This is a genomic window from Paraniabella aurantiaca (assembly GCF_050309965.1).
In the GTDB taxonomy this organism is placed as follows: Bacteria; Bacteroidota; Bacteroidia; order Chitinophagales; family Chitinophagaceae; genus Niabella.
In genome coordinates, this window is the sequence record NZ_JBLOSY010000002.1 from 2056445 (window position 1) to 2069550 (window position 13106).

The 13106-nt window shown below is 42.6% G+C and carries 7 protein-coding genes; all 7 read left to right on the forward strand.

What is annotated here, in order from left to right; genetic code table 11:
- Positions 1–38 precede the first annotated feature (38 nt).
- The 7 genes from ACLOAU_RS22810 (at position 39) to ACLOAU_RS22840 (ending at position 12850) form a co-directional block, all read left to right on the forward strand.
- Positions 39–3194 (forward strand): SusC/RagA family TonB-linked outer membrane protein, encoded by a 3156-nt coding sequence (locus ACLOAU_RS22810; protein WP_427864218.1) that lies wholly within the window; start codon positions 39–41, stop codon positions 3192–3194.
- Positions 3195–3197: 3 nt separating this feature from the next.
- Positions 3198–4835: a RagB/SusD family nutrient uptake outer membrane protein gene (locus ACLOAU_RS22815; protein WP_427864219.1), complete on the forward strand. Its 1638-nt coding sequence runs from the start codon at positions 3198–3200 to the stop codon at positions 4833–4835.
- Positions 4836–4837: 2 nt separating this feature from the next.
- Positions 4838–5581, forward strand: coding sequence for a fasciclin domain-containing protein (locus ACLOAU_RS22820; protein WP_427864220.1), 744 nt, complete (start codon positions 4838–4840; stop codon positions 5579–5581).
- Between the two features lie 81 nt (positions 5582–5662).
- Positions 5663–7216, forward strand: coding sequence for a DUF5008 domain-containing protein (locus ACLOAU_RS22825; protein WP_427864221.1), 1554 nt, complete (start codon positions 5663–5665; stop codon positions 7214–7216).
- A 113-nt stretch (positions 7217–7329) separates the two neighbouring features.
- Positions 7330–9057, forward strand: a complete 1728-nt coding sequence (locus tag ACLOAU_RS22830; RefSeq protein WP_427864222.1) for a LamG-like jellyroll fold domain-containing protein — start codon at positions 7330–7332, stop codon at positions 9055–9057.
- A gap of 20 nt (positions 9058–9077) precedes the next feature.
- Positions 9078–11087 carry a M60 family metallopeptidase gene (locus ACLOAU_RS22835; protein ID WP_427864223.1) on the forward strand — a complete coding sequence of 670 codons (2010 nt, stop codon included), beginning with the start codon at positions 9078–9080 and terminating at the stop codon, positions 11085–11087.
- Positions 11088–11107: 20 nt separating this feature from the next.
- The gene (locus ACLOAU_RS22840) at positions 11108–12850 is read left to right on the forward strand and encodes a hypothetical protein (RefSeq protein ID WP_427864224.1); all 1743 of its coding nucleotides are present in this window, start codon (positions 11108–11110) and stop codon (positions 12848–12850) included.
- Positions 12851–13106: the final 256 nt, after the last annotated feature.

Here is a 13106-nt window from a genome sequence, read left to right on the forward strand (position 1 = left end):
TTATGAGAACAATTTCAAAATACCATAACAATACTTTCATGAAATTACTACTTGCTGCTGTATGCTCGTTATTGACCCTTTTTGCCGTTGCACAAGGAAATATAACGGTTACAGGTATAGTTAAAGGAAAGGATACGAACCTGCCGATAAGTAATGTTACCGTTAGTGTGGGTAAGGCTGAAACAGGTATAACTACAACGAATGAAAAAGGCGAGTTTGTAATAACTGTTGCAGCAAATGCTATACTTACTTTTTCTTACACAGGTTACGATAAACAAAAAATTAATCTCAACGGTCGTGATAAGCTGGAAGTTGTATTAGCTGTAAAAGACGGTGGTATGGAACAGGTAGTAGTTCAGGGGTTTCAGAAGAGGCAAAAGCAATTCAGCACGGGCTCCAGTGTTACCATCAGTGGTAAAGATATTCAGGATGTGCCCACGTCTAACGTTATGGAGCTTTTGCAGGGCCGCGTGGCGGGGGTAAACATACAAAATACAACAGGGATGCCCGGCTTCAGCTCTTCTATTTTTGTAAGGGGGGTATCTAATATCGGGGTTTCGGGCGGTGGTAATGACGCCTTTTTATCGCCTTCATCTCCTTTGTTTGTTATTGATGGTGTTCCGTACGATCCCAATACCAATTTTGAATATGGTTTTAACCAGGGAGGTCCGGGAGTGAGCCCGGTATCTTTAATTCCGCCGGAAGATATAGAAGAGTTTTCTTTTTTGAAGGATGCGATGGCAACATCGGTATATGGATCCCGAGGTGCAAATGGCGTTATTATTATTACCACCAAAAGAGGCCGCTCAAAAAAGCCGATTATTACCTATACCGGCAACTTTGTGCTAAGCGTTCCACCGGGTCTTAAAACTGTGTTAGGCGGTAAAGATGAAAGAGATATAAGGATCAAGCAGATATTGGAGAATGATACAACTTTATACAGCGGCCGTGACCGAATACAGGAGAACCCTTTTTTGGCAGATTATCTGAATCCTTATTACAATAATTCCACTAACTGGCAGTCGATATTTTACCGCCCTAAATTTAATATGACGCATAATATTTCAGCGGCGGGTGGTGATACCAAATTCAATTACAAATCCAATCTTTCTTATTACAATGAAAGAGGTATTATAGAAAATACAGGATTTTCACGATACACGATGGGCTTGAATACTGAATATATGCCCACCGATCGTTTCCGGTTATTTACCTCCATCACTGCGTCATTGGGTAACCAAAGTATGGGTAGCGGTACCGGCATGATGCAGGGAGGTGTGGCAACGGCTGCGTCAGCTAGCTCTTTACTGCCACCTCCGTCATTCTTCAGTGGTAACAGTACTGCTCTTGGTGTGTCACAAACCAATAACGAAAATAAAACAGGGCGCCTTGCTACGAATATTGATGTACGATATGAGTTGATTAAAGGCCTGAACCTTCAGAATAATTTGAGCTATGATTTTACTACGGGTAGAACCAATACGTTTACACCGTCCTCAGTTAATAATAATTATTCTTTGAGATATAGTTATGATAGCCGCAGGCAGGGTATTAACAACAGGGCCTCGCTCAATTATACAACCAACTTCACCGAAGACCACCTCATAACAGCATTTCTTTTTTCCGAGGTAAGTCTAGATCAATTTATGGCTAAGGTTCAGCAGCAATCGGGTACACCTAACGATCAGTATGAAGGTCCCGTAGGCTATATATCAAACTTTCAGAAACGCGGGGGTATCCTCAACAGTAATTATGAAACAAGACTGTTTGGGTATGGAGGAACTTTTCAATATAACTATAGAAAGAAGTATGTGCTTGATTTCAGTTATCGCCTGGATGGAAGCTCTACTAACGGCCCTAACCAGCCCTTTGTGAAAGTTCCGGCAGTAGGGCTGCGATGGAACTTTAATAAAGAAAAATTTATGGAGCGGCTTGATTGGATAGACTATTCTTCGTTAAGAGCAAGCTGGGGTAGAAATATCGTTCCCACAGGTAGTATTTTTGATGCCTATGGACGTTATGTAACATCGGGACAGTACAATAATAATCCTGCTACCGGTCTTAACTGGGAATACCTCCCCAACGTGGGACTTCTTCCCCGGATTACTACACAGTTGAGTTATGCACTTGAGGCCGGATTTTTAAATGGTAAATTTTCCACCGTTCTGGAATCTTATTATAAACAACTGGACAATGAGTTGTTTAATATAGCCATCGCCGATCATAATGGTTTTGCCAAGTTTAAAACCAATTACATGAGTCACGTAAACTATGGCTACGAGTTTACTGTTACTTATCGCCCCATCAACAAAGAAAAAGTACGGTGGAACATTTCGGCCAACGGAGCTTTTAACCATGATATTCTAACCAGGCTTCCTAATGATGTAAGGCAGATCTTACATAAAGACGAAACAACAGTGGGTGGCATACAACAGGATATCCTGTACAGGCTGGGTAGAAATTCGGTTTCAAATGTACTCTATCATTACCGGGGTGTGTTTCCTGATGATGCGTCAGTACCCGTTGATCCTACGACCGGACTGCCTTACTATACCCTGGACGCCAGCGGAAATAAAATATTTTTCAAGGGGGGGGATCCCTACTGGACCGACCTGGACGGAAATTATATCCTGGACGAGCGGGATCTCGTAGTGGCTGGAAACGCCTTTCCAAAATTTACCGGAGGGTTTCAGTCAATGCTTACTTACGGCGCCTTCACGCTAACTATGAATATGTCGGTTACTGCTGGCAGAGACATCCTGAACAATTCGTTAGCGCAAAGATTGGCCAGCTACAATAATCCGGTTGCCAGCCAAAGCAATGCCGCGTTGGTCCCTATTAATGAATATAATTTCTGGCAGGGTCAGGGTGATGTAAACGCCACTTACCCGAACCCTTACGATTTTACCAGGAGCACAGCTATAAGACCTTTCCGTTTTAACCAGACATTGTTCCAGGAGGATGGTTCTTACTTTAAACTCAATACCGTAACGGTGGGGTATAATGTGCCTAAAGCAAGAACACAACGTTACGGAATCAACTATTCCCGTATCTATTTCACAGCCAATAACGTATATACATTTTCTAATTATTCAGGTCCCGATCCTGAAAATGTTACAGACCTCGGACGTGACAGGGCAGATGGCTATCCTACCCGACGTACATATACAATTGGCTTAAACCTTCAATTTTAATTTATGAAGATGAAAATAAAATATTTACTGGTAATAATAGCCATTGTTGTGGTGGCAGGAGGATGTAAAAAGTTTTTGAACGTTAAACCCCTGGATGATCTTTCGGGGAACAATTTCTGGGAAACCCAATCCGACGTAGAACGTTTTACCAATGATGTTTACCGCATTTTTAAGGATGAGTTTGCAATGAAATCGGCAGTGCTTTTCATGGGAGATGTGAGATGCGCCCCGGTTGTAGTGGGAGCAGCGTATCCTCCCCGAGGCGATGTTACTTTTCTTTCCCGGAACGATCTCAAAAATGCGATTGCCGCCGATGCAAGCCGTACAAGCCCTACCTACGACGCGATCAGGGAATGGTGGCAACGTAATACCCGCTGGGATTTACTTGATGACTGGTCTCCTCTTTTTAAGGTAGTGCAGGCTGCTAATATATTATACGAAGAAGCGCCGAAAGTGCAGCAGAAAGATCCCGGCCTTTCCGATAAAATGGTGAAACAATACCAGGGAGAAGCAACATTTATGAGATGTTTGGCCTACTTCTACCTGATTAGGCTTTACTCAGATGTTCCTTATTATATAAACGCTTATAATGAGAAATCTTTACCCAGGACCAATCATGTAGAAGTGGCAAAAAAATGTATTGAAGATCTGGAGCAGCACCGAAAGGATGTTCCCTGGGCCTACCCTGATCCTACTTACAGGGCTATACGGGCTATGCAAAGCAGCATGCTGGTACTTGAGATGCATTTTAATATGTGGCTGGCCGGATTTGATAAAACCAATGCCACCAATTACTATCGAAAGGTTGACGAATTAGGCGATATTCTTTATAATGAGGGAGAGCTTGCAGTAGGCGCTTTAAAACTGTATCCTATGAGCCAGATATTTACCGTGTTTCAGGGCCGATCGCAGGAAGGGTTGTTTGAAGTGCCTCAGAATATCAATTATGGTTTATTTCCTCAAAACCGCCGTATGACTTATGCGGGCACTGTGATATGGGAAAGCAATCTTACCAATAATTCGGAAGCCAATAGTGTTGAAGATAATGTTGAAATGAATTATATGTCTTCTTTCCTCAGAACATTGTATCCGGACGAGCAGCAGGATGACCGTATCAAAGCCTGGTTTACTTTTAATAATGTCAATACTATGTATGCAGGAAACTCCCAGATGCTGAAGTTTTATAATATCGCTTTGGGACCTAAAGGTGGAGACAATGCACTAAGTAATAACTATTTTATATTTCGCTACCCCGATGCTATTTTACTTCAGGCGGAAGCTCTGGCGTCAATAGGGGCTTCCTTAGGAAATGCAGAGGGAGGTACCGCGGGGCCTTACAATGAGAAGGCGGCACAGTTGCTGAACCGTATCCGGTCGCGGGCCAATACAGCCCTGTTCCCTGCAAATCCTGGTGAGGGTAGTTTATTAGACGCAATTTTTTATGAGCGATGTAAGGAGCTGATGGGTGAGGGACACTATTATTATGATATGGTACGTACCGGCAGGATTTACAATCCTCAGTATAATTATACCAATAGCATGTCCTATGGACAGTTTTTGCAGGGCGCCTGGACATGGCCTATCAATAAAAAAGCCCAAACAAACAACCCGTTGATTCAATTAAACAATTATTGGAATTAATTATGACAAAGATTATCTATCCTATCTTTTTTTGTAGTATTATCTCTCTGGCCATCTGTTCCTGCAAAAAGGATTACTACACAGATACGGGTATCAATGATGCAAATTTCGATGGTACCATTATGGAGTATCTTGTAAAAGACAGTTTTTATTTCGATACATTGGTACGTGTGATCAGACACGCAGGGCTTGAATCAATACTGCAAAATGAACAGGTTACTTTTTTTGCGCCCCCCGATCCCTGCTTTGATAAAATTATCAGGTTTGTAAATGAGTCGCAGCTTGAGCGCGGCAGAGATAGCGTTACCCGTTTTGAGCAGATCAAGCCGTCTGTATGGAAAAAATTCCTGAGCCAGTATATTTTCCCGGGCAACCGGGGGCTAAAAGATTATACACAGGTAGATACCCTGGCCTTAGATACATACCGGGGTAACCTTTTTGAATCTGTGGATAATCAGGTGATGAATATTGGTGTGATATATAACGATGCAGTGAATAATAACGGTACTCCGGGCGACCTCACCGACGACATCACCTTAAAGTATAAAGGGTATCGCCAGCTAATGCTTTCCTATTTATATGATTTCGGCGGCACTTTTGGCGTAAGATGGTATAACGCACCTGTAGCAACTTCCGATATAGCCCCGCGCAACGGGCGATTGCATATACTGAAATATCGCAACCATACATTCGGATTCTACCCGTTCAGATTTAGCCAGGCGGCAGACGAAGCCGGTATTGATTAATCACCTTACCACTAATTATTACAACGAATTATGAAATCCTTTTTCTCAATAACAGCTATCTTTTTTTTGTGGGCCTTAATAATGACGGGCTGCAAAAAAGACGATGTATTTCCGGATCCTTACGCGGGCGGACAAACATTGCTGCCAATAAAATTCTCCGGTAAAGCGCCTACGCCATCAAGAGGTGTGGCGGGTCAGGATATGACATTTTATATAACCGGGTTGAGATCGGCAAATGCAAAAGATATTAAATTCCTGGCAAGTGATCTTGAGGCAACTATAAAGAACATTACCGATAGTACGATCACTATCACACTACCGGCTAATGTAAGTTCAGGTGCTGCATCACTGCGGGTAGACGGGCAGGTTTTTCAGGGACCTAATGTGTATATAGAGGGGAAATTATATCGTGATGCCTCTTTTAAATCGGGTATTGGCACTAATGGTTTTGTTTATGATATTTTACCGGATAACAACCAGTTTATAATAGCAGGTCTTTTTGGAACTTATAACCTGAATACCGGCCTGGGAGGTATTACGCGTATTAATGCATCCGGTGAAAAAGTGGACGGACTGACTACAGGTTATGGCACTTCTTCAAGAGGTATTATTACGTCAGTTATCAGGCTCCCCAATGCTGATCTGATGATTAGCGGAACCTTTTCCATGTTCGACAGCATTTCGGATATGGGCAATATAGCTTTGTTAAATAGTTCGGGATCACTTCGTACACGCATTGTAGATCTTTACGTAGCTCCTGAAAATTCAGATCCATCTTTTGCAACGGATACGGTTCCCCAGTTTATCGGGAATTTATCAGGCGGCGTAGAAAAAATATACCACTTCGATAATAAAATAACTGCTGTGGGGAGCATGACTAATTACTACCAGTATTTTTACGAACGTTCAACCAAGGATAATAAACTGGTGGCTTTTGCCCCGGTACGCCAGATAAGCCGGATGTCACTAACAGGCGAGCTCGACTCTAATTATCTCTTTAATAAAAATAATCCCGCACAACGCATTGACGGCTTTAACGGAAGCATCAATGACTCCTGGATGCAGGCCGACGGGAAGCTTATTGTAGTGGGTGCATTTACTACTTTTAACGGGGCTCGTTGTAACCGCATCGCGAGGTTGAACCTGGATGGTACGCTGGACCCCACTTTTGCAGCCGGTGGCGCAGCCAATGAAGCTATCAATAAAATAACCTATAATGCCACAACCCAGAAATACATAATAACTGGCAGTTTTACGAGTTTCAATGGAACGAATATTAATAACATAGCCACTCTAAATAACGACGGTTCCTTGTACAGCGGGTTTCGTACGCCAGGTATATTTTCAGGTGGTATACCCACTTTTGCCGGACAACTTTCAAATGGGTTGATCATAGTTACCGGTGGCTTTGAGAAGTATAATGCTATTACCCGCAAAGGACTCATGGTTTTAAATGCCGACGGATCGCTGGCTGCAAATTATAACAGTACAGGCGCCTTTAACGGAACTACTTATAAAATGATTGAAACTAAATCAGGAATAGGGGGACTGCCAGCAGTTATACTGGTAGGAAGTATCGATACGTTTGAAGGAGAAAAATGCGGCGGTATATTAAAACTGGTTTTGGGAAATTAACAATCACATATTAAGACGAAAATATAACAACTATTGCTCAAATATATTTCGATGTTTAAAACAAATTATAAAACATGGTGATTCATAAGGTATTTTATGGGGCTGTAATAAGTATGTTACTTATATCTGTAATTACTGCCTGTAACCGCGATTTTGATACCCGGTTGGATACAAGCGTTATCCCGGATACAACCATTCACCAGGCCTCATCACAAAATAAGGTTCTATATGTGGTGGTTGATGGTGGTATAGGGAAAGTGATTACCGAACAATCTGTAAGAGACAATGTCTATCCTAATATCAATGCCCTTGCTCAAACGGCTATATTTTCGGGTGCCAGTCTTACAGATAATAGTAATGTAGAAGCAACTACTTATGCTGACATGTTTACCGGGGTGAGGAAAGCTAAGCATGGTGTTATAGCATCATCCGGAACAAACAACTTAAATCAGTACAAACCTTTTGTGGAAAATCTTTTAGCTGCAAATGCTAATTACACAACCAGTGCTTTTGTACAATCAGAATTTATTTACAATAATCTGGTAAAAAGTGCGGTATCCCGTCAATTACTAACGTCTGACCAAACGGTACAGGCAGCAGCGGTAGCCAACCTGACCACTACGACTTCGTCGGTGATCGTTGCACAGTACACAGGGCTTAAAAGAGCGGGAGAAACCGATGGTTATGGTCCTTCTTCTACAAGTTATCTCTCTGCTCTACAGGCTTTCGATACTTTTTTGGGCTCTTTATTGAAAGCAATTAAAAGCCGGTCCTCAGCAGCATCGGAGAATTGGGTTATCATTGTTGCTTCTAATAAAGGCGGTAAATATACACTTGCAGAAAACGAAGATGATGGCTCTGATTTTTCTAATACGGAACGTAATGGTTTTATAATTATTTCCAACCCCAATTTTAATCTCGATTATTTCCCTGTGCCTGATATGCGCGAGTACTCGGTGAACGGAACATCGCCTGAGGAGTTGGGGCCTGCAGACAGGCAGGGCGCACTGGATTCTGCATCGGCAAGAATATATAACCTGGGTACCAGTGGCAACTATACCATCCAGTTCAAGGCCAATATATCGAACAGGAGTACCAATGCAACCATTCCGGCAATTCTTTCAAAAAGCAGTGCTTCCAGCGGCGCGAATCCGACTAACGGCTGGTCTTTTCTTCTACACGCGGGCACCAATACCAATTGGTCTTTCCGGGTAGACAATAACATAGCTAATACAGGACCATCTTATGAACTAGGTGTATGGAATACTTTTACGGCCGTTATATTTGATAGTGCCGGCAAACGCTACACCCGTACTTATCTTAATGGTGTGGCAGGTGCCCGAACCGATATTTCTAACAGGTCGCTCTCTACAAACTCCAGTTTAATTATAGGAGGCGGGCCCTCGTATGGTGCAAATTCTTTCAGGGGACGAATATTCGATATCCGGATTTATAATACAGCACTACCCGAGAATCATATCAGGGCTAATTATTGCAGAACTTTTGTGAATACCGGGGAACCCTATGCTGAGAATCTTATAGGGTACTGGCCGGGAGTAGGTGAGAACTCAAGGGAAGCCTCAGAGAAAATATTTATAGATTATTCGGCAAGCAGAAGAGATGTGAAGTTTGGTGCTGCTGCAGTATGGGGCGGACTGAATGTAACCGGAAGTGCCAATATTTGCCCTGTTTACCCCGATGTAGAATTGAACAAAATTCCTTTCTCAGTAGATATACCCAGGTTTATTTATACCTGGATGGGAATTTTTAATGTACAGTCTTATCAATTGGACGGAAAATTAATAACACCTACCTACCGGTCAACCGGATCAGCCAATTAAATACTATAAAACGTATCAGGATGAAATCAATAAAAAATATATGCTGTATTCTAATCGGCGCTGTCGCATTGCTGGCAAGCTGTTCAAAAAACTACGGTTACCAGTTTGAAAATGGTACAGGGTCTGTCGGGTATAACGATTCTACAGGTCTTGAAGTGGATACAGCAATGGACCGTGTGGATGCTTCGAAGTTCACAGCTGCCCAAATTTACCCGGGAATGGTGACGCCGGTGCAGCCGCGGATAAAAGACACCTTGCTGCAAATCGATTTAAATTATCAAACCGCAACTGCTTCAGATTTACGTGTGAGTGTTTTGCCGAGTAACTGGATCAGCACGGGGCTTTGGGCGCCGGCAGGGGAACTTATTAAAATTGTTATTCCCGATGGCATCTATGGCTTAACGGTACAAGTGGGTTCACACACAGATAATCTTACAGGAAAGGATGTACTTCAACGAGACCCGGTGATAGTTGTCAGAAGGACACTTTACCCCGGTGTCAATTATGTACGAAATTTATATGGCGGCCTGGTTTATATATTACCCCAGCGACCATTGGGACAAGTGCTGCCAGTCATCTTTTCCGGAGTTTGTGCCGGAGCCAACTTTGTTCTCGGTAAAACTACTGACGAAGAATGGCGGCAAATGATCAGCAAGACATCTGTTCCCTTTTTTGAAATCATTGGAAAACGTATCGCTTTTACTTTACCTAAAGCCAATCTTTCGCTGGTATCCATACCTAGTCCAACAGCGTTGATGCAAAAATGGGACTCCTTGATTAAGGCTGTATATTACGATTGGTATGGCCTTAGCGATAATAATCCGGATATCAAAAACCGCTCTCCCTATTTGCCCTGGAGAATTGTATTCGACATCCAGCCTTCTGTAGGTGCCATGCATAGCGGCGATCCTATTGTGGCAGGGCAAACATCCGGCTATTTTTACCAGGCAGTAACTATTGGTCAGCTGGAACAATCCAACTGGGGCGTGTTTCACGAAATCGGGCATAATATGCAAATGCACAGTACATGGACCTTCAGTAGCAATGGAGAAGTTACCTGTAATCTCTTTTCTCTTAAAAAATCTTCTATCTATAACTATATACCCGGACCACTTAACGATGGCTGGTACGGTACCGGTGGCCAAACACCAGGAGCTGCGTCATTTTTAGCATTGGACTCTTCGGCAAAAGATTGGTCGGTGCTTACTAATCTCGGCCAATTCTATCCACGCATGGCAATCTATGCACAGATTTTTGAGAAATATGGCTATGGTTTTATGACTTACCTGGCCACTGCAGCGAGGAATGCACGTTTTACTTCGATAGACAATCAATCTAAAATTGATTTCTTTTATGAACGGTTAAGTGAATACACCCATACCGATATGTACCGGTTTATGAGAGAATGGGGATTAAAGGTCAGTCAGACATCCAGGAAAGCTATTGCAGCCAAGGGGTATCGCAAGCTGATGACGAATGTATGGATGTACAATCCTATTACCAATACGGGTGGTGACCAGATCCTTCGTTCGGAGCATGCAAGAACGAGCTGGCTTTTAACGTTGCCTTCGGCTCACGCCAGCTATCCGGGTACCAACCTTATCGATAACAACGCTACTACTTTCTGGAATAGTAACTATAGCGGTACCGGCATAGCCAGTGTAGGCAACATTACCTATCAATCTACCAATACTGCGGTCGGTGCCGTTTATCCTCAGAGTTTGACAGTTAAAACAGGTGCGGCTCCAATTACAGCATCGGGTTTTTATCTGCAACAAAGAAATAACTCGGCCAACTCTAACAGCCATATAAAAGACCTGACTATCGCTATCAGTAACGATGGAACGAATTGGGAGACATTAGGAACTTTCCCGTTATTATATGGTAATACTAATGTAGCCACCTGGGCCAAGCAATACATTGAAATCCCGGGAGGGGATAAAACATTCCAATATTTCAGGTATACCTGGAGCAAACCGGTCAATGATAATTATACTGCTTTGGCGGAAATAGGAACCTGGATTTATTGATTATTCAAAAACATCGGATCATGAAAAAGAGAGTAATATATCTTTCCATTATATTAGGTGCATCAATTACGGGATCTCTTTCCTGTAAAAAGTTCTACGACCCACCGTTAGTATTTGAGCAGGCAGAAGAGGCGGCTATACCCAAAAAAAGAAAAGTATTGTTGATTGTTGCCGAAGGGGCCACATCGGACGCAGTTAAAACAATAATGCCACCCAACATTAGTAAACTATTAGACCACGCTAAATATTCGTGGAATACATACAGTGATGCTAATACTACCGAAGGAGGAACCTGGGTTGGTATTACTTCGGGCAAAGCCAGCAATGTTTATGGATTGGTGGATAGTAGCTTGAGTGTGCGTAGTGAGGATGGCACTGAGGAAAACCACAGCGAGGTGGGATACATTCCTAATTATTCCCAGCGCCTTTTGGCAGCGGGGAAAGTCGGCGTAAGCGCTTCAAAAATGGTAGTTATCAGTCCCTGGCAAACCCTTTTGGATGTGCCATTTAAATTTGCTGATAGAAAGATATTCGCTTCCAACGATAAAAATGTAAAGGACTCAGCAGTAAACATACTAAAGGATCCGAATATTACGCACCTCGTAATTGACCTGAACGGAGCCAATATTGCAGGAAGACAGTATGGCTTTGCCGCAGGTACCCAACAATACAAAGAAGCTATCCAGACTGTTGACGGTCATATAGGTGATATTATGACGGCTTTAAGGGCGCGGGCTACCTACAGTTCTGAAGACTGGCTGGTAATTGTAACAACAACCCATGGCGTAAAGGCCGACAATATCAGTTATGGTGGTGCTACTATTCCCGAAAGAAAAATATTTGGAATTTACCATAACGACAACATAGTAAAACAGGAGATGATCTCTCCGGCTCTTACCAATGCATTAAACGTAAATGGCAAAGCAGATACTATTTCAATGCCTGCGGCTATGTCAGCGTCTTATGATATTCCTGCTACCGGGGGATATACAATTATGTTTAGAGTGAGAAATATAACAAAGTCCGGAAGTAATACGGTGTTGCTATCAAAAGCTACACATGCCTATTCCAATCCCAGGGGCTGGGCATTTATGATGGTGGGAACCAACAAGAACTACAGGTTCGGTATAGGTGATGCCAGCGGAACGGGCAATGTATTTAAGTATTTCATTGGAGAAACCTCTAACGAAGCATCCTCCGATGTAAACCGCTGGGATAATATTGCCGTAAAGATATATGATTCTGTAGGTACCCGATATGCTGTGATGTTCACCAATGGAAAACGAAGTGTGGCTAAGGCAATAGGATCAACAAATTATGCTGCCCCAGCATCAAACCTGGTGGTGGGCAATATCGGAAGTTCCTTAGGCGCTTCCAACGCGATTGTTAGTAACCTGAATATATGGAACACCGCGCTTACTGATGTTGAAATAACTAATAATACCTGCGCCACAGCCATCGAAACCAATCATCCCAGGTACGCCAATCTAATCGGTTACTGGCCTATGGATGAAGGAGAGGGAAAGCTGTTGAAAAATTATGCGCCGGGCGCCGCAGGTAAAGATTTTTCTTTTAACACATTTGGTGGTAGGGGATGGAGCCTGGTAGATCAGGCTTGTATCACATCAGGTAATACGCTTCAAACATCAAGTACTGATATTGTTCCCACCATTTTCTACTGGCTCAATGCCAAAGTATCTGACTCCTGGGGATTCGAAGGCAAGGTATGGCTTAAAGATTTTGAAACCGAATTTGTAAAATAAAAAGCATCTGACATTTTAGGGGCCTTTCTTTAAAATGGGGAGTGACTGATTATCGCCATTGGAATTGTACGCGCAGTAGAATCAGGTGTCCATTATTTTCCTTGCAATGCTTGCAGGAAGGGCCTTTTATTTTTGTTAGCAACTTTTTTTTACATAAGTATAAAGTGAGCCGTCAATAATACTAAAACTGCGCCATTATTAATCAATATGTTGCAGGTGTTTTACAAAATCCACCTATTTTATTTAAGATAGCCCC

Excerpts from the sequence above, each read along its gene's own strand:
- ACLOAU_RS22815 (WP_427864219.1), top strand. The coding sequence starts at position 3,198 with ATGAAGATGAAAATAAAATATTTACTGGTAATAATAGCCATTGTTGTG.
- ACLOAU_RS22840 (WP_427864224.1), top strand. The coding sequence starts at position 11,108 with ATGAAAAAGAGAGTAATATATCTTTCCATTATATTAGGTGCATCAATT.
- ACLOAU_RS22820 (WP_427864220.1), top strand. The coding sequence starts at position 4,838 with ATGACAAAGATTATCTATCCTATCTTTTTTTGTAGTATTATCTCTCTG.
- ACLOAU_RS22835 (WP_427864223.1), top strand. The coding sequence starts at position 9,078 with ATGAAATCAATAAAAAATATATGCTGTATTCTAATCGGCGCTGTCGCA.
- ACLOAU_RS22810 (WP_427864218.1), top strand. The coding sequence starts at position 39 with ATGAAATTACTACTTGCTGCTGTATGCTCGTTATTGACCCTTTTTGCC.
- ACLOAU_RS22825 (WP_427864221.1), top strand. The coding sequence starts at position 5,663 with ATGACGGGCTGCAAAAAAGACGATGTATTTCCGGATCCTTACGCGGGC.
- ACLOAU_RS22830 (WP_427864222.1), top strand. The coding sequence starts at position 7,330 with ATGTTACTTATATCTGTAATTACTGCCTGTAACCGCGATTTTGATACC.